This window comes from Legionella birminghamensis (assembly GCF_900452515.1).
Taxonomy (GTDB): domain Bacteria; phylum Pseudomonadota; class Gammaproteobacteria; order Legionellales; family Legionellaceae; genus Legionella_C; species Legionella_C birminghamensis.
On the sequence record NZ_UGNW01000001.1, the window covers coordinates 890,758 to 908,837 of the forward strand.

Genomic DNA, 18,080 nt, shown 5'->3' on the forward strand with positions numbered 1-18,080 from the left:
GCAAGAAAAGTGATTAAAATCCAGTTGGCCAATCGCGGGAGAGGGAACAACGCGAATGAATGTATAGAAAGGCTTTGAATATGTCCTATTTCTATTTGAACTTCTCGTCGAGGTATGTGGATTTATTCTAGCTGAAACCGGTTTTTACCCTCTCCCCAATCCTCTCCCGCGAAAAACATAATCATTCTGCTCAAATTCCTTGCGAGGGCGAGGGGGCTTCTACACAAACAATCGTCTCAAGTCAAGAAAAACTTAAGGCTAATTGAAAGGTCGCAGCCGCGGGGATTCGGATAGTCGCAGCCGCGGGGATTCGGATAGTCGCAGCCGCGGGGATTCGGATAGTCGCAGCCGCGGGGATTCGGATAGTCGCAGTCGCGGGGATTCGGATAGTCGCAGTCGCGGGGATTCGGTATGGTCGCAGCTGCGGGATTCGGATGGTTGAAGCTGCAATTCCTACAATCTCTCAAAAATTGTGCGGGTATTAAAACCAAATAAACGTTCGTGCATGCGATAAGCATATTCGTCAGTCATATTGGCAATATAGTCACAGACAACCCGCATTGCCTCATTTTCATCAGAGGCCTCATTGAATAACTGACGATTTTTGGTATCGAGTAAACTGCCAGGATTGGAGCTGATGGCTTCAAAGAGGCGTAACACGACAGTTTGCCCACCATATTCAAAGGTTCTCGCTTCCTGGGAGTCAATCACATGCTGATAAACGCAATTTTTCAGATATTCCAGCAAACGGCCTGCTTCTGGCAGCAGGTTGATATTGTATTTCAAAAGTGGATTCTCAAACCTGCCATCAGTCATCTCAATTTGGGTAGCGGTGATCAGATAGTTTACCATTTCGCCAATGGCTTGTTTGCGTTCCCAGAGCTGGGTGGAGAATAAACGCTCCAGGAGTGCAGTGCGTTGTTTGCCAAGCGGGGTAGCGTCAAGCAGGGCATGAAAGTCAGGATGATCAATTTTTTCGCGGTTAATCAGCCGCAAATGGATGGCATCCTCCAGATCATGTACACCATAGCCGATATCATCAGCGACATCCATAATGGAGCAATCGAAGCCGTGAAAAGCGGATTTACCATGCTCATTTGCACTCGGAGATTTGCAAAGCGATTGAAACAGTATTTGGTCTTCTTTGCTAAAAGGCGATAATAGCCAGTTGATTTCAGCCTGCTCGCAATCAAAATAGGCTTTTGGCGGCAACCAGTCATTAATACGTATCGTTTTATGCAGGGTGTTGGTAATTTCAGGTTTGGCCGTGGAGATAACCTGGCTTCTGGGTACTGGATATTTCAGAATACCTAAAAGCGTGCGGCGCGTTAAATCAAGCCCATAAGCGCCGTAACTATTTTCCAGCTTGGTGAGCAGACGAAGTGTTTGCCCATTGCCTTCGAAACCGCCGTGTTCGCGCATCATGTAGTTCAGAGCCACTTCACCGCCATGACCAAAGGGAGGATGGCCAATGTCATGTAACAAGCAGATACTGCTGATCAAATCTTCGCTTGGTAATAAGCCAGGAAGAATACTCTCATCGTGATTAATGATTAGATTCCTGGCAATGCTTCGGCCTATTGAGGCTACTTCAAGTGAGTGGGTTAGACGCGTGCGGTGAAAATCACCCTCATCTGTGCCAAGAATTTGGGTCTTTCGCTGCAAACGCCTGAACGCAGGGCAATGGATAACCCGAGTCTGATCCCTTTCATAAGGGCTGCGGTGATCCTGAGTGCCGCGTTGATGATTTAAGCCAGAGCGTCTATGAGTCCACATGTATACAACACCTCTTTATATTCTGGAAGGGCAGTCGCCATTTATTTCATCATGGTAGCAGAAATAACTAAAGTTTTTTTTCAAAATGCAGCTAACAAGAGTATGAAACTCCAAATAATAATAAAAAAGGAGCTGATATGAATACACTTAAATTGATTGCAGTGGCCATTACCGTGACTCAATTGTCTTCCTGTGCAACAAGCCCGAGCACCAGTTATTCAACCTATGAAACTTATGGTTACCAGAATATGGAATATTATGGCCATGGCATTGGAGCCATTGGATATGGGAATTACGGGAACTATGGTAATTACGACAACAGCCAGGGCGGTTATCCACCGAGCCAGGCCACCGTTCCTGATTCCTATTATACTGGAGGCAATAACCGTCCTGTTTCCCACAAAGATCAGGACAGGAACTGGGTTCATAACCAAAATCCCCAAGGGTATACCATTGAAATTGCCGACGGCGAAAAGGCCTCTCAGGTTGCGGGAAAATTGTATAAAGCACCCAAGACTGATCGGACTGCAGAGATTAAGTATTATCGCGATGGCAAAGCTTACTACAAAGGGGTGTATGGCAGCTATGGTACCCAGGAGGAGGCAGAAAAGGCATTGAATGCCCTACCAGATGATATCAAGCAGGGCGCCGGCATCAAGAATTGGGGAAGCGTGCAGGGCAGCTCGGAATAGCCTTGTTTGATTAAGGAGCTAATTATTTTGCCGACAGGGTGATCGTCAATTTAACCACGCCGGGGGTATCTGTCTTATCTATGGAAAGCTGTTTTAAAAGAATTGCGTAATCGCTATTCAACTGCCATAACCATTGCAAAAACTGACTGTAGGGTACTTTCTCATAATTAATCTGGATATCTCCCGGCCCAGTTTGCTGTAGTTGATAAGTAAATGATTTAAACCGGGTGTTATTCAATTGAGTTGAAATAATCGATAGCAAACGTCCATTGTTTATCACCTCAGGTTCTTTGGTATTTTGGGGGCGTTTATTAATTTGCTTCATCCAGGCAAGGGTTGCTTCCTTGTCTTTTAACTGAGTGGTTTTATTATTCACCGCGGAACTTAGCGGCGAGTAGACTAATAAATAAAATAAGTAGGCGATCGTAAAAACAATGCCTATACTTAATGTCAAACGATCCCGCTCACTTAGATTCTGCCAATAATTCATCATAAGCTGAGCTCCAGGGTACTGGCGACCTGTTTATCTCTGGTTGATGCCTGTGTCTGTTTCACCTTGATATTCAGCTTTTGCAGCTGATTTTCAAAAGCCTCAACGCTTGCAAAATCCTTGCTGATAATGGTTACCTGTAAAATACGGCTTTGATAGCGTATTTGTTCAATGCTGATATCGCTATTTTCAATTGTTCTGGATAGCTGATTGAGTAAAACCCAAAAAGGATTGTCTGTATCATTCCCTTTGGTTTTTAAGAATTGTTCAATTCGAAACCTGGGACTGATTACTTTCTGTGCCTGAGGAAAAAATTGTCTGTAAATGACTGCAATTTGCTTATCTGCTTCTTCGATTTGCTGATTTAGATGGAAGTTATCCCAGATCTTGAGAGAAAGATTAGTAAAAAGCCACAGTGATGCCATTGCAGCCGCTGCAGCAATCCAGCGCTTTTTGCCCCTGGTCTGATCGTCAGCCAGAAACTCCCCCTGTGCCAGATTCATCGGGTGATGGGTCAAAAGACGTTTGGCTATCCAGATATATAAATTATCTTCCTGAATTATCTGCGCCATTAGCGGGCTTGGAAGGGGCATGCTTTCTTTAAAAACATACAGCCGATGCTCGGGGGTGGTTTTCTTCAGAAATAGCTCGGCAAGTGGTGAGTTCAACACGCCGCAGAACGTTTCATCACGAATAAGCAAACGGTCTTCAGCAACGCAAATTTCTTTATTTTCCAGGGCAAACCAATCAATAGTAAGAAAATCTACATGTATTCCATTGTCATGTACTAATTGTACCAGTTGTTGCAGGTAAGCTTTTTTGCAGGCGGCGATAAGATAATAACCCTGTTGATAATGCTGACGGTCAAAGGCAAAATGAAGTTCATCAACGTTTTCAGCAAATTTATCTTCAAGCGCATAAGGAATGGCAGTCCGGGCTTTTTTCTCTCCTAACCACGGTAACTCAAGACGGTGAAAGGCAAAGTTATCGCCCGATGCAATGATATAGGTGCGCTGATTTGCCTGAAACTGAATGATATCCTCAGCCTTGCGCCTTACTAAAGGCTGAACAACCTGTTGGTTCTGATCCAGGCTTACTGATAAAAAGCTGTCCTCAGTTAAAGACTTGACAAAAACGAAACAGGTTGCCAAATGGAAATCCCTCTGCCAGATTAAGTTTTATGCATAGGCATATTGTTTGGAAGCAGTTGCCTGAGCCCACTGGTTTTTTAACTGCTGCGCTAACAAATAAACAGCAAGCGCATATTGCGGGCTGCTGTTATAGCGGGTTATCACATAAAAATTGGGGTAGGCTAACCAGTATTCCGGCCCTGTATCAGTCGTCAATTCAATAAGCCCTGCTTTTTTAGGCACATTGAATGATGCAGTGACAGGTTTGATTCCTGCTGCACGTAATTGACTAATCGAATAAGCAGCAGTTTTATAGCTGGTATTAATTCGCTTGTACCCAGTTCCAGAAATTTGAGCGGGCTGCGCAATTCCCTGGTTTAAATTCCAGCCGTGTTTATTGAAATAATTGGCAACGCTGGCAATTACCGCATCATCATCATTCATCAGGTCTTTTTTAGGATTGCCTGTGAAATCAGCTGCATAATAACGGTAGCTGCTTGGCATAAATTGCGGTTTGCCCATTGCGCCCGCATAGGAGCCCATGTACTGCGTTGGAGAGACATGGTGTTCACGGCAGAGCAGGAGGTATTCTCCAAGTTCTTTACTAAAGAATTCAGAGCGCTTGGGATAATTAAAGGCCAGTGTGGAGAGTGCATCCAGAACGCGGTAATTGCCCTGGTTTTTTCCGTAGAGTGTCTCAATGCCAATAATCGCAACGATGATGTTGGCTGGTACATGGTATTTTTGCTCGGCTTTACTGAGCGCTTCCTGATTCTTGCGCCAGAAATCGATGCCGCCTTCAACACGCTGTGGAGTTAAAAACAGTTGTTTGTAAACATCCCAGTTTTTTTTCTCATAGGGTTTTTCCATGGACTCAATGATCTGGGGTTGGAGTTTGACATCGCTCATCACTGCCAGTAGTTCAATCCGGTCGAAATTATGTTTTTTTACCATCATCTCCACAAAGGCTTGAACGTCTTTTCTTTGAGTGAAACTCGCATCAGAGAATGAAAGGGAAGAGTAAATGATACTGAAAAAAGCAAAGCCAATCGCAATGAGTCGTCGCATTGGAGTATCCTGTCGGTTGAACAAATGACTCATTGTAGTCAAGTAAGAAGCTATTGTGAAGAGGAATCATCATGACCTGCAGGAATTACAGAGCGGCTCAGCCTGGATGGCTTTTTGCATTTCTTCTATTAAAAGCTTTCTGCCAGATAATTAATAAGCTAGAATAAGCGCTTTTAGCAACAGGTTTTTAGAGTTGAGCGACCTATCCCTAATTCGTAATTTCTCAATTATTGCCCACATCGATCATGGTAAATCTACATTGGCCGATCGGTTCATTCAACTTTGCGGCGGTCTTAGTGATCGTGAAATGGCTGCACAAGTACTTGATTCCATGGATATTGAGCGTGAGCGCGGTATTACCATCAAGGCGCAAAGCGTCTCTTTAAATTACAAGGCACGCGATGGTAAAACCTATCTTCTCAATTTCATTGACACCCCTGGCCATGTCGATTTCAGTTATGAAGTATCCCGCTCGCTGGCTGCCTGTGAAGGCGCTATTCTGGTGGTCGATGCAGCCCAGGGTGTTGAAGCGCAGACGGTAGCGGTTTGCTATACCGCCATTGATCAGGCACTCGAGGTTTTACCCGTATTGAATAAAATCGATTTGCCGCAGGCAGAGCCAGAGCGGGTCATTGCCGAGATTGAAGATATTATCGGTTTGGAAGCGCATCATGCGATTCGTGCCAGCGCCAAAAGTGGCTTGGGTGTAGAAGAGGTGCTGGAGGCATTGGTAAACCATATTCCGCCCCCCACCGGCGAAATTGATGCACCGCTTCAGGCCCTGATTATTGATTCCTGGTTCGACAGTTATCTCGGTGTAGTGTCTCTGGTGCGGATTGTTAACGGCAGTTTGCGTAAAGGCGATAAGTTGAAGGTCATGTCAACCGGACGCAGCCACGAAGTGGATCAGGTTGGCATTTTTACACCAAAACGTACTAAAGTTGAAGTGTTGCAGGCTGGTGAAGTAGGGTATGTAGTAGCTGGAATTAAAGACATTCAGGGTGCGCCGGTAGGCGATACCCTCACTCTGGAAAAAAATGCGGCATTGGAGCCTTTGCCTGGCTTCCAGCGTGTCAAACCCCAGGTTTATGCAGGTTTATTCCCAATAAGTGCAGATGACTTTGAAGCATTTCGTGAAGCGCTTGCCAAACTCAGTCTTAACGATGCCTCCCTGTTTTATGAGCCAGAGTCTTCCGAGGCGTTGGGATTTGGGTTCCGTTGCGGCTTTTTGGGCATGCTCCATATGGAAATTATCCAGGAGCGGCTGGAGCGAGAGTACAATCTTGATTTGATTTCCACGGCGCCCACCGTAGTTTATCAGGTGGAAACCACAAAAGGGGAAACAGTCATGATTGATAACCCTTCTCAGTTGCCTGCCCCGCCGCAAATCAAACAGATGTATGAGCCCATCGTCCGTGCAAATATATTGGTTCCCCAGGATTATCTTGGCCAGGTTATAACGCTTTGCGTTGAGCGCCGCGGTGCACAAGTCAATATGATGTACAGCGGACGTCAGGTTTCGGTGACATATGATTTGCCGATGAGTGAAGTGGTATCCGACTTTTTCGACCGGTTGAAGTCTGTCAGCCGGGGTTATGCCTCGCTGGATTATAACTTCTTGAAATTTGAACCTGCTGATTTGGTTAAGATGGATGTGATGATTAATGGCGAGCGGGTTGATGCGCTGGCCGTTATTGTGCATCGCAGCGCTGCTTATAGCCGTGGAAAAGCCCTTGCTGAAAAAATGCGCGAATTAATCCCAAGACAAATGTTCGATGTGGCTATCCAGGCTGCTCTGGGCAATCACATTATTGCCCGGCAAACGGTTAAAGCCTTGCGCAAAAATGTAACTGCCAAATGCTATGGCGGGGATGTCAGCCGTAAACGCAAACTGCTGGAAAAGCAAAAAGCGGGTAAAAAGCGAATGAAGCAGGTTGGCCATGTTGAAATTCCCCAGGAAGCATTTATGGCGGTTTTTCAGACGGACAGGAAAAAATAATCGTTTAATAATAGTCTCATGTGCTTAACTTGCAGGAACAGAAAAAATGAATTTTGCATTGTTGCTGGTTGTACTTTCCCTCATTAGCGGCCTGATTTATCTGTTGGACATTTTGTTTTGGCAGAAAAAACGTACTGCAGAGGAGAAGCCTAACAAGATCATTGAATACTCGCGCTCTTTTTTTCCTGTGTTTTTCATTGTCCTTTTGCTTCGCTCCTTCCTTGTAGAACCATTTCGCATTCCTTCGGGATCATTAGAACCTACCCTGCTGGTAGGCGATTTCCTGGCTGTTAACAAATTTGCCTATGGGCTGCGCATGCCAGTCTGGGAGAAGAAGGTTGTACCCATTGCAAATCCCAAAACCGGTGAAATAGCTGTTTTTCGCTGGCCTCCTAACCCTGGCTATGACTATATCAAACGGGTGATAGGGGTTCCGGGTGATAAGATCAGCTACCACAATAAGGTGTTAACGATTAATGGTAAGGAAGCGAAACAGTCATTTGTCGAATATACAACTGATGAGAGTTCAGGAAAAGCAGTGGCCAAATACAGCGAAAATTTAAACGGTGTCGTTCACAATATTTTTATTCGTCCTGATGTCGCAGCCACAGATTTTGAAGTAACAGTCCCCGCCGGCCAATATTTTATGATGGGCGATAACCGGGATGACAGCGCCGACAGCCGCTTCTGGGGATTTGTTTCCGACGAATATCTGCGCGGCAAAGCATTTCTGGTCTGGATGAGCTGGAACGGTAAAACAGACAGTTTACGCTGGTCTAAAATTGGAAGATTCGTAAATTAAAAAATACAGGGCATATTAAGGATGAATATGGACAAGCAAAAGGGAATGACACTGATTGGTTTATTATTAACCGTTATTATCATTGTGTTTCTAGGTATTCTGGCGATGCGGGTAGTGCCAGTATATATCGAAAATTATGAAGTAAAACGCTCGCTGGCTGCTTTGAATAATATCGATTCATCTCAGTTCAGTTCGGATTCCATGGCAAATGCCAGTATGTTAAAAGGCAAGCTTATTAATCAGCTCGATTTGGAAAGTATAGTTTCTATAAAACCGGAGCAGATAACAGTCACACCGAATGATGGTAAATATTTGGTCAAAGTTCATTATTCGGTAACCAAACCGCTGCTTGCCAATGTAAGTTTAATGTTTGATTTTGATGAGTCAGAAGAGGTAAAAGTTGGTTCGTATTGATTTAGATCGACTGTGCAGGCGGCTGGGCTACCCATTTCAGAACCCGGCTTTGCTTAAACAGGCATTAACTCATTGCAGCGTGAGTAATGAGCATAACAATGAACGCCTGGAGTTTCTTGGCGATTCAATTCTTAGTTTTGTAATCGCGAATGCGCTTTTTGAAAAATTTCCACAGCAAAGCGAGGGGCAGCTGAGCCGGCTGCGTGCTTTTCTGGTAAAAGGCGACATGCTTGCAGAAGTTGCGCTCGAACTCCAGTTGGGGGATTTTTTAATCCTGGGGCAAGGAGAGTTAAAAAGCGGCGGCTTTCGAAGAGCATCGATTCTGGCAGACGCCGTGGAGGCAATTATTGCTGCGGTCTATCTGGATGGAGGGATAGAAGCCAGCAAGCAGTTAATTCTTAGGCTTTATGCCAGCCGGCTAGATTCAAGGGAGTTACAGGATAATCTTAAAGATGCTAAAACCCAGTTACAGGAATTCCTGCAGGCCAGTAGACAATCACTGCCTGAATACAGCTTGCTTCGTGTTGAAGGAGAAGAGCATGAGCAGGTCTTTTATGTGAGCTGTGCAGTCAAAGGGTTCAAACCCATTACAGAGGGTTATGGCAATAGCCGCCGTAAAGCAGAGCAGGAAGCTGCCAAACAATTTCTTTCCTTGATAAAGAATAATTAACTGACTTGGCTTGCTAAATCGACAAAGTGCTGCTTGTACTAACTTCCTGGTCTGGTAATAAATCCTTGACCATTTTTGCAATGGCAGGATCCCCGGTAAGCGCATCCCAATTGAAAGGGCCGGGAATAATTTTTGTAATTAATCCCGTCCATTGTGTCAATATTTCTTTATCCTGAATGGCTTCTCGCCAGGGAAATAGCTTGAGTAAGGCTTTAAATGCCTGTTCGAAACAGAACATTTGTACCTGGGGCTCATCGAGGCGTGATCCCTGGCTCAAAGCCATTAGCTGTCCTAATGTTCTGGGGCTGCCATTTCCGCTGACTTGCTGTAAAAGATTAGGCGAGCTATGGCTGCTATTTATATTTTCCAGTTTTGAACCACTCGATTGCTTGATAGGGCCGCGCGGTGCAGAAGTGGAGTTCTTACGTTTTCTGACAAGACCAGAACTTCCTCCATCTGCCTCATACCCATTGCTAAAATCAAAACCCGATTCGGTTACTGTCTCCTCCATTGGAATAATGTCTTCCAATGTCATCGAATACATTTGCCTGTAGGATTGCAGAGGGGCCAGAGAATTATAATTGAGACTATAGTAGCGAGCCAACAAGGGATTATGGGCATAAAAGAGTTTCTCAAAACTGTCATTGGGACAATGCCTGGCAAAGTTAATCAGGGTTTTTAATCCTTCATAAATGCAAGGCAAATCATCTGCTGTGAAACGAAATGGAATTTCCTGGTCAGAAATGAAAGCTTTTCCCTCGGTATAAAGCTGACTATTGAAAAAGCGAGTATAGGCTTCATTGGCTGTTTTTGCGGCAAGCATCGCATTCAGAAATAAGCATTCAGCAGTCGCTGTAAATTTCATCTGACCGCATAAGGCTGAGCGTATGGGGGGAAGCATGAAGAGAATTGATTTAATTCCCGCACGATGTTTAATGGCATTTTTAAGATTCCCCGAGGCATTTGCTATTTCAGTGACAACTCCTCGCTCAAGCATTTGGCCGCCAATATCAATAAATACAATAGACCAGCCAATCAGCTTCCCCTGCTCATCTTTTTTCAGAGAAACTTGATAATTATCCGGTTTACCGTCTTCAGTGCCTAGAATCAGACTTCCGGCTGCAAGAGCCAGGGCATTGGGTAGATCAAGTAATTTCCACAAATTAAACAACTGCGTTTCGATAACAGTTATTTTGTTTTTCAATCCGAGCGGATTATTTTTTAGTTGTCTGAGCCGCTGTTCGCTGAGGTTCAAAAATAGTTCTGGTAAGCGGCTAAGAAGCGCTACCCATTTAATTATGTCATTGATATTGCGACCGGCAGCAAGTATCGGCCATCTCAGAATAAATGAAAAAGCCTGAATGATTGTCTCTTCATTCTCTTCTTTTTTAAGTCGCTCGGGTAGATTTTTCACTGCATCGGGAAATTCATTCGATTGGAGATAGTCTGATAACAATTCAATCTTGTCTCTTCCTGCCAATATCTCAAATTGGGAGATTCTTTCCCTGGGAAGCATGTTACGCTGATTATCAATTAGTCTCTCAAAAAGCTTTGATAAGTTAACTTCTTTTACATAACTCAAGGTGATCCAGTCATATATCGCTTCTTTCAGGATATCAACGCCTTGTCTGGCGCGTATGCTATCCGTTATTTCCTTTATTATTAACCAATTAGTTAATGAAATGCCTTCTACGGCTGTACTGGCTTGAATGAAGCGGGGCGAAAGCATTTCTGATGCCCCTTTAGGATTCTTTTTTATAAACACATTTTCAAGCCGCAGGAGTGTGGATGGCGTGAGAAAAGAAGGCGCCTCGTTTGGAAATATGCAATGGAAGATTCTTTGTATAAAACATTCCTTACCAAATTGCAGGGGAGGAAGGTAGCGATCTGTTTTGTAGTAATTTGACCCAATCTGGATAACCCAATGAGTTGCTGTTTTGAAAATCCATGGCCGTCCGTTTCCATCCGCTTCAACACCTAATAACTGATAGGCTGTGTCCTGAGGGATAGAGCGTGCTGAAATATCGATACCGGTGAGTGTGGCGGGAAAATCCAATGGATGGGCTTCATTGTAGAAACTGGACAGCCGTTTAAGCAAGGCGATAAGGAGTACGAGGAGCTCTTCCTTGGATTTTCGGGCATTGGGGTTCGAACGCGGTGAGACTGCAGGCAGATTGGAGCAGTGGTTATTGAGAGATGAAACCAGATGTTGCAATATGTTTGACATCATTATCAAGGGATAAAGAGGCGTTCGTACTTTTGCTTCGCTGGTCTTCATCTGCGCTTTTATTCCTTCTTCCTGGATAAGCGCGAGATGGCAGGGGGAAATCAAAAGGGGGAGCAGCTTTTCACGGATAATTCTAAACAGTTTCGCCAGGTCATCCTGGGGTGGCTCAACCTCAGCGGGTGTTTTCTGCCGGGAAGTCAAACGCTTGAGGCCATAATGATCTTTTTTCTTTATTGAAGCGGAAATAGGAGGCGGCATTGAGCGATCCGAGTGGCTTTTCTTGCCAAAGAAGCCGGGGCTTGATGATTTGGCAGGAAACGCTTTAGGTGCGGCACCCTTATTCTCAAAAAGCTCATCCTGCAATGCGGTGATATTTTCCAGATACTGGGTCAATTCACAGGCTACTGGGGAAGTAATTCCACCAATTTCCTCGAATAACCGAAGTCTTACTTTTTCAAATTCTGCAAAACTCAAAGTTGAATCAGAGCCTTGAATTGACAGGATAGCGTTTTTTAATTTTGTGTCGGAAGAAATAATTGCCAGTAAGTTCGCCTGATTGGGTAAATGGACTTTCTCTTTCATATTCTCTCCACTTCAGTCCCGTTGTTAGGGCAAATAAATACAGGGTTTCGCTAACACTGCTCAAGGAGTTCTGATACCTGAAGCCATTCTTCCTCTGCCTTTTCCAGTTCTCTGGAGGCTGTTTCCTGCTTTTTCAGGAGTTGCTGTAATTTTTCCTGCTGATCTGCTTCATAGAGCGCTGAGTTTCCTAAATCCTGTTCCAGCTTTTTTATCTGCAGATGATAGTCATTGATAGTTAGCTCCAGTTTTTTCAATCGATTTTGCAGGGTTTTACGCTCACGGTATTGGCTGTTGCCTGAGCTGTCGGAAGCATTCGATTTTAAAGGTTCAGGAGAAAGCAGCCAATTATGGTAATCCTCTAAATCGCCCTGGAATACATTTAATTTCTGCTGGTAAACCAGATAGAAATCATTCACTGTTGTTTTCAGCAAATGTCTGTCATGCGATATAAGAATTAAGGCTCCCTCATAACTTTGTAAAGCAATTTCGATGGCTGTCCTCATGCCCAAATCAAGATGGTTGGTGGGCTCATCCAATAAGAGTAAATTAGGTTTCTGCCAAACAAGTTTAGCTAAAGCGAGCCTTGCTTTTTCACCGCCAGAGAAATGAGTGATAGGGTTAGTGGCCATGTCGCCAATGAAATTGAAGCCTCCTAAATAATCGCGGATAGCTTGCTCACGTACCTCTGGGGAAAGCAGTTGAATGGTTTCAAGAGGGGAAAGCCTGATATCAAGATCCTCAAGCTGATGTTGCGCATAATAGCCGATTTTAAGATGCGCTGAGCGGTTAATCTGTCCGCTCAAGGGAGCAATCGTTCCAGTTAGTGTTTTAATGAGAGTGGATTTGCCCTGCCCATTAGGGCCGATCAGGGCAATGCGATCGCCGGGATTTAGGGTCATATTGAACTTTTTCAGGATAGGCTGATTGCTGTCATATCCTGCAGTCACCTGCTCGCAACGAATTAAGGGGTTCCCTGCACGCGGGCTTTGCAGGAAGCTGAATGAAAAGGGGGAGTCAGCTTGTGCTTGTGCAATGACGTCCATTTTGGCGATGGCATTAAGCCTGCTTTGTGCCTGCTTTGCCTTAGTCGCCTTAGCTTTGAAGCGATTCACGAAAGCCATCATATGACTTATTTTCTGTTGCTGCTTTTCATACATTTGCTGTTGAAGGCTAAGTTGCAGGGCCCTTGTCTTTTCAAAGCTGCTATAGTTGCCCGTATAAAGGGTCATTTTGCGTTGTTCAATATGAAGGATATGGGTACTCAGGGCATCGAGGAATTCACGATCATGGGAAATCAGCAAAATGCTGCTGGGTGTTTGTTTCAACCAGCGCTCCAGCCAGAAAATAGCTTCCATATCCAGGTGGTTAGTGGGTTCGTCAAGCAGTAACAAATCAGCAGGCTTCATCAGACAACGTGCCAGGCTTAAGCGCATGCGCCAACCGCCGGAGAAACTGTTGACCGGTTTTTGCTGCTCATCTGCACTGAACCCTAGACCATCCATTATGCTTGCTGCCTGCGCGGGCTTGCTATAGCCTCCTGTCTGGGTGAGTAACTCATGACAGATTAAAACTTCTTCATGGGCTGCACTTTCTTCCGCCTGCCTTAATCTGTTCAGGAGATTGATATAATCCAGATCTCCGCCTAGCACGAATTGCAAGGAAGGTTCATCAGTATCCGGCAGCTGTTGGGAAAGATGGCTGATTCGAAGATTATTGCTAATCAGGCAGTCGCCGTGATCGGGCTGCAACTGGCCTAAAATCAAAGAAAAAAGACTTGATTTGCCACAGCCATTATGACCAATGAGTCCCACTTTTTGTTTTTCGAATAAGCTTATCGAGCTATCTTCGATAAGGACTTTGTTGCCACGAGATAAGGAAATCTGGCGCAAATTTAGCATGGTTTTATAAAACAGAAAAAATTTGTAAGATATTAACACAAGTGAATTTAAAACATAATCCGCAATTTGCATGCAGGCTGAGCTGTAAAGCCCAGCTTGTATATCACAGGATCCAGGCTACAAATCCTTTCCTGTTCAGTATATAATGCAGGCAATATAGTTCTCAGGTTGTATAATGAAAAAACAGGATTTTTATTTTGAATTACCGGAAGAGTTAATTGCTCAATATCCTTTGCCCAATCGTAGTGATTCACGCTTACTGTTCTACAGTCGAAAACAGGAAGCCTATCAGCATTTACAGTTTAAAAATCTTTCCGAATTGCTTGAGCCAAATGACCTGTTAGTTCTAAACAATACGAAAGTAATCCCCGCCCGGTTTTTCGGCACAAAATCCACTGGAGGAAAAGTGGAGTTTCTAGTGGAGCGCAGGATTGGGAATAATCAGTTTATCGCCCACATTAAAGCGAGCAAAACACCCAAAAATGGATCCCTGATTCAGCTTGAAAAAAATTGGCAAGTAGAAGTCCTGGAAAAGCAGGATGATCTGTATCTTTGCCGTTCTCTGGGGGAACTCGACAGGCTTTTACAGGACATAGGCCATATTCCCCTTCCGCTTTATATCGAGCGTGAAGATGAGAAGGCAGATGAAGAGCGCTATCAAACCGTTTATGCGCAGCATGAAGGTTCGGTGGCTGCGCCTACCGCGGGTTTGCATTTTGATGATTTTGTTATCAGCCAGCTGCTTGAAAAAGGCATTCGCCTTGCTCATGTTACCTTGCATGTGGGCGCAGGCACTTTCCGGCCGGTTCGATGTGATGATATCCGTGATCACAAAATGCACAGTGAACAGTTTGAACTAAGTGAAGCCGTATGCGAGGCAGTGAGTGAAACCCGCCGCCGGGGTGGACGGGTGATTGCTGTCGGCACTACGGCAATGCGTACTCTGGAAAGTGCTGCCAGTAAGGGGTCTTTAAAAGCTTGTCAGGGAGAAACGGATATTTTTATTTATCCAGGTTACGAGTTTAAAGTCTGCGATGGTCTAATCACCAACTTTCATTTGCCAGAATCCACCTTGCTAATGCTGGTATCGGCATTCCTTGGCAGAGAACAGACAATGGCCTTGTATGAAGAAGCCATTGCAAAGCGCTATCGCTTCTACAGTTATGGTGACGCGACTTTACTGCTGTAAACAATTACATGGGGATGTAAATGTCTGGAAATAATCAATTTATACCTGTTATTACGACGGCTGCAGGCACCTGCCTGACAATGGCAAACTGGAAAGCGGCAGGCGTTTCTCAAATCACTTTCTATCTGGATGAGCTGCTGATGAAGCCCGGGCTTGCCTTCTTTGAGGGAATGAATGTCAGCTTGCAATCCTATTGCGGCTGGTCGGGTGATATTGTGCTAAATCTAAGTTCACTCCAGATAAAAAACGACCAGATCGTAATTCGTTCCCACTACGACGGCCAGATAATTAGAATTGACTTGCCTGTGTTGGCAGGCCTGATTTCAACATTGAATCCGGCATATCTCGTATTACCCATCACCAATGGGTCGCTGGAAGTGCTATGGCGTGATTTACCCGCCAGTATAAAAACAATTTCCAGTTCGAAAGAGAATGCTGATAGCAGGCACCATAGTTCTTATTTGCAGTTTTCTGACAGCCAGTGTTTCGAAGCGTTCTATAATATCGCACAGGCGTCGAAGCAGCCGCTCTATATCGCAGGCCGCTTCAATTGGCAGCAATTTCAGCGTTTAGCGCAATTGCCACTGCATACGCTTGAAAGCGACCAGCCAGCCAGTGATGCCTTATTGGGCCAGGTCTATACTGAATCGCTGGTGCTGGATATACAGGACGAAACAATGCGGGATGACCATCAGCCAATTGATAGAAACTGCGGCTGTGAAGCATGCAGGCAGGGACTGACGCGCGCCTATTTTCACCACCTACTGCAACATACCCCCTTACTTTGCCAGCGATTTTTGATTCAACATAACATTCATTATTGTTTGCATCATTTACCTGAGCAGCAAATCACTATATGATGTCACGCTAATTTGCCGGCACTTTCTGCCAGCGTAATGAAAGAAGTCAATTGGAGGAGAGAGGCTTATGAGTTTTTTTATCAGTGACGCGATGGCTGCACCGGCTGCAGCAGCTCAGCAGGATGGTACATTTTCTCTGGTGATGATTCTTGCTATTTTTGTCCTTTTTTATTTCATGCTGATACGTCCACAGAATAAGCGGGCTAAAGAGCAACGTGAGTTAATCAATAATCTAAAAAAAGGCGATGAGATCATTACAGCAGGTGGTTTGGTAGGGAAAATAGTTAACATGGATGAACAATATATCAAGGTTAGCCTGGCTGATGGCGTTGAAATCATGATGCAGCGCGGGGCAGTGAACGCTATTTTGCCAAAAGGCACAATTAAATCTCTATAAGTTTGGTAACTGGTAACGGAAATGCAGAATAAATATCCACTGTGGAAAAATATCGCGTTAATTGTGTTGGCGGTGGTTGGACTAATCTATGCCATTCCTAATTTATATAGTGAAGATCCGGCAGTACAAATCAGTTCGCAATCGCCAGTCGATGAACAGCAACTGGCCGAGCAGGTTGAAACGATATTAAAGGATGCCAATCTTCCCTATCGCTCCATGAACATCGGGGCGGATAGCATTGAGATTCGCTTTAAGACAACTGATACGCAATTACTGGCACGTGATGCTATCAAAAGCAGCCTTGGTTCAGAGTACACAGTCGCTTTAAATCTGGCGGCAGCGACGCCTGAATGGTTACGCAAAATTGGTGCCGAGCCTATGAAGCAGGGGCTGGACTTAAGAGGCGGTGTGCATTTCCTGCTTGAAGTGGACGTTGACAGTGTGGTTGCCCGTCGCTATGAGGGCCTGATGAAGAACATTGGCCAGAACCTGCGCGAAGCCGGTATTCGCTATAACGGCATTCGATATCAGCCTGAAACAGGCATTACCATCCGTTTTCGCTCTGCTGACGTAGTCGATAAAGCGGCTGATGAAATCAAAGACAAACAGCCCGGCATTCAGGTCAGCAAATTAAAAGATGGCCCTGGCTTAGCAATATCGCTTGCTCCTACTGAGTTGAATAGCATTCGCCAGAATACCATTGAGCAAACGATGAGTATTCTACGAAACCGCGTTAATGAATTGGGTGTTGGTGAAGCGGTCGTACAGCAGCAGGGCGCCACCCGTGTTGCAGTAGATCTTCCAGGAATTCAGGATGCAGCCAGAGCCAAGCAGATTCTTGGCGGTACGGCCACTTTGCAATTTTATCTGGTGGATCAGGAGCATGACGCCCAGGTTGCCAAGCAAACCGGCGCAATTCCCGTTAATAGCAAGCTTTATATGATGGATGGCCAGCCTATCCTCCTGAAGCGGCAGGTTGTTTTAAGCGGGGACTCCATTACCAGTGCCGTCTCCAGTTTTGATCAGCAGACTGCAAGCCCTTCCGTACAAATCCAGTTGGGCGGCGGCGGGGAAAGCCTGTTTACCAAGATTACCCGTGAGAATATCGGTAAACGCATGGCCATTGTTTATGTTGAAACCAAAACATCAACTCAAACAGTGGATGGGGTGGTCAAGCGCGTTAATCGCCGCGAAGAGCGGGTGATCAGTGCACCGGTTATACAGAATGCCCTGGGTAATAATTTCCAGATTACCGGTTTAACCGACAGCAAAGAAGCGAGTAATCTCGCGCTGCTGCTTAGGGCGGGAGCCTTACCTGCTGTCATTTATCCCGTAGAAGAACGAACCGTAGGGCCTTCTTTGGGTAAGGAAAACATCAAGCGCGGATTGGTATCCCTGGAAGTGGGCATGGGACTGATTCTGGTATTAATGCTGGTTTATTATCATTTCTTCGGACTGGTAGCCAATATCGCATTATTCTTGAATCTGATTCTCTTAAGCGCTTTGCTTTCATTAATTGGAACAACGCTGACCCTTCCTGGTATTGCTGCATTTGTATTGACAGTAGGTATGGCGGTTGATGCGAACGTTTTAATTTACGAGCGGATTCGTGAGGAGTTGCGCAGCGGCATGTCGCCTCAGGCCGCCGTGTATGCAGGCTATGATCGGGCATTCTCTACGATTATGGATGCTAACCTGACCACCTTGATTGTCGGCATCATATTGTTTGCAATTGGAACAGGGCCTATACGCGGTTTTGCGGTCATTTTATCGCTTGGCCTCCTGACATCCATGCTAACCAGTATTACCTATACGCGTGCTATCGTGAATTGGTATTATGGTGGCCGCAAAAACATCAAGAAATTATCGATTGGTATTTAAGGTAG

15 protein-coding genes are annotated in these 18,080 nt (G+C 45.0%); 9 read left to right on the top strand and 6 right to left on the bottom strand.

All coding sequences use genetic code 11. The features are described from left to right. Positions 1-453: 453 nt before the first annotated feature. Positions 454-1,776, bottom strand: a complete 1,323-nt coding sequence (locus tag DYH42_RS03835; RefSeq protein WP_058524860.1) for an anti-phage deoxyguanosine triphosphatase — start codon at positions 1,774-1,776, stop codon at positions 454-456. A 137-nt stretch (positions 1,777-1,913) separates the two neighbouring features. On the opposite strand from DYH42_RS03835, the gene DYH42_RS03840 reads away from it, so the two are divergent. Further along, positions 1,914-2,468 (top strand): SPOR domain-containing protein, encoded by a 555-nt coding sequence (locus DYH42_RS03840; protein ID WP_058524859.1) that lies wholly within the window; start codon positions 1,914-1,916, stop codon positions 2,466-2,468. Between the two features lie 22 nt (positions 2,469-2,490). On the opposite strand, the gene gspM is transcribed toward DYH42_RS03840, so the two are convergent. From gspM to mltB, 3 genes are read right to left on the bottom strand one after another with little or no spacing between them, the layout of a single operon-like run. After that, positions 2,491-2,961 carry a type II secretion system protein GspM gene (gspM, locus tag DYH42_RS03845; RefSeq protein ID WP_058524858.1) on the bottom strand — a complete coding sequence of 157 codons (471 nt, stop codon included), beginning with the start codon at positions 2,959-2,961 and terminating at the stop codon, positions 2,491-2,493. Then, positions 2,958-4,109 carry a type II secretion system protein GspL gene (gene gspL, locus DYH42_RS03850; RefSeq protein WP_058524857.1) on the bottom strand — a complete coding sequence of 384 codons (1,152 nt, stop codon included), beginning with the start codon at positions 4,107-4,109 and terminating at the stop codon, positions 2,958-2,960. Before gspL ends, gspM begins: the two co-directional genes overlap by 4 nt. 27 nt (positions 4,110-4,136) lie before the next feature. Beyond that, positions 4,137-5,156: a lytic murein transglycosylase B gene (mltB, locus tag DYH42_RS03855; RefSeq protein WP_058524856.1), complete on the bottom strand. Its 1,020-nt coding sequence runs from the start codon at positions 5,154-5,156 to the stop codon at positions 4,137-4,139. Between the two features lie 163 nt (positions 5,157-5,319). On the opposite strand from mltB, the gene lepA reads away from it, so the two are divergent. Genes lepA through rnc form a run of 4 tightly spaced genes read left to right on the top strand, consistent with a single transcriptional unit; the run spans position 5,320 to position 9,041 of the window. Beyond that, positions 5,320-7,155 carry a translation elongation factor 4 gene (gene lepA, locus DYH42_RS03860; protein ID WP_237759067.1) on the top strand — a complete coding sequence of 612 codons (1,836 nt, stop codon included), beginning with the start codon at positions 5,320-5,322 and terminating at the stop codon, positions 7,153-7,155. A 46-nt stretch (positions 7,156-7,201) separates the two neighbouring features. After that, positions 7,202-7,957: a signal peptidase I gene (lepB, locus tag DYH42_RS03865; protein ID WP_058524854.1), complete on the top strand. Its 756-nt coding sequence runs from the start codon at positions 7,202-7,204 to the stop codon at positions 7,955-7,957. A gap of 27 nt (positions 7,958-7,984) precedes the next feature. Next, positions 7,985-8,371, top strand: coding sequence for a DUF4845 domain-containing protein (locus tag DYH42_RS03870; protein ID WP_058524853.1), 387 nt, complete (start codon positions 7,985-7,987; stop codon positions 8,369-8,371). Beyond that, positions 8,358-9,041, top strand: coding sequence for a ribonuclease III (rnc, locus tag DYH42_RS03875; protein WP_058524852.1), 684 nt, complete (start codon positions 8,358-8,360; stop codon positions 9,039-9,041). Before DYH42_RS03870 ends, rnc begins: the two co-directional genes overlap by 14 nt. A 13-nt stretch (positions 9,042-9,054) precedes the next feature. Here the strand turns inward: rnc and DYH42_RS03880 are convergent, their stop codons facing one another. Both DYH42_RS03880 and DYH42_RS03885 read right to left on the bottom strand, forming a co-directional pair. Next, positions 9,055-11,850: a hypothetical protein gene (locus tag DYH42_RS03880; RefSeq protein ID WP_058524851.1), complete on the bottom strand. Its 2,796-nt coding sequence runs from the start codon at positions 11,848-11,850 to the stop codon at positions 9,055-9,057. A 50-nt stretch (positions 11,851-11,900) separates the two neighbouring features. Beyond that, positions 11,901-13,748, bottom strand: coding sequence for an ABC-F family ATP-binding cassette domain-containing protein (locus DYH42_RS03885; RefSeq protein ID WP_058524982.1), 1,848 nt, complete (start codon positions 13,746-13,748; stop codon positions 11,901-11,903). Between the two features lie 175 nt (positions 13,749-13,923). Here DYH42_RS03885 and queA point away from each other — a divergent pair, with 175 nt between their 5' ends. The 4 genes from queA to secD all read left to right on the top strand — a co-directional run bounded on the left by queA (position 13,924) and on the right by secD (position 18,075). Continuing rightward, the gene (gene queA, locus DYH42_RS03890) at positions 13,924-14,937 is read left to right on the top strand and encodes a tRNA preQ1(34) S-adenosylmethionine ribosyltransferase-isomerase QueA (RefSeq protein WP_058524850.1); all 1,014 of its coding nucleotides are present in this window, start codon (positions 13,924-13,926) and stop codon (positions 14,935-14,937) included. 20 nt (positions 14,938-14,957) lie between these two features. Continuing rightward, complete coding sequence (locus DYH42_RS03895; protein ID WP_058524849.1) at positions 14,958-15,797, top strand: hypothetical protein; 840 nt, start codon at positions 14,958-14,960, stop codon at positions 15,795-15,797. Positions 15,798-15,864: 67 nt separating this feature from the next. Next, the gene (yajC, locus tag DYH42_RS03900; protein ID WP_058524848.1) at positions 15,865-16,194 is read left to right on the top strand and encodes a preprotein translocase subunit YajC; all 330 of its coding nucleotides are present in this window, start codon (positions 15,865-15,867) and stop codon (positions 16,192-16,194) included. A gap of 21 nt (positions 16,195-16,215) precedes the next feature. Then, a complete protein-coding gene (gene secD, locus DYH42_RS03905; protein ID WP_058524847.1) occupies positions 16,216-18,075 on the top strand; it encodes a protein translocase subunit SecD in 1,860 nt (619 codons plus the stop codon). Positions 18,076-18,080: the final 5 nt, after the last annotated feature.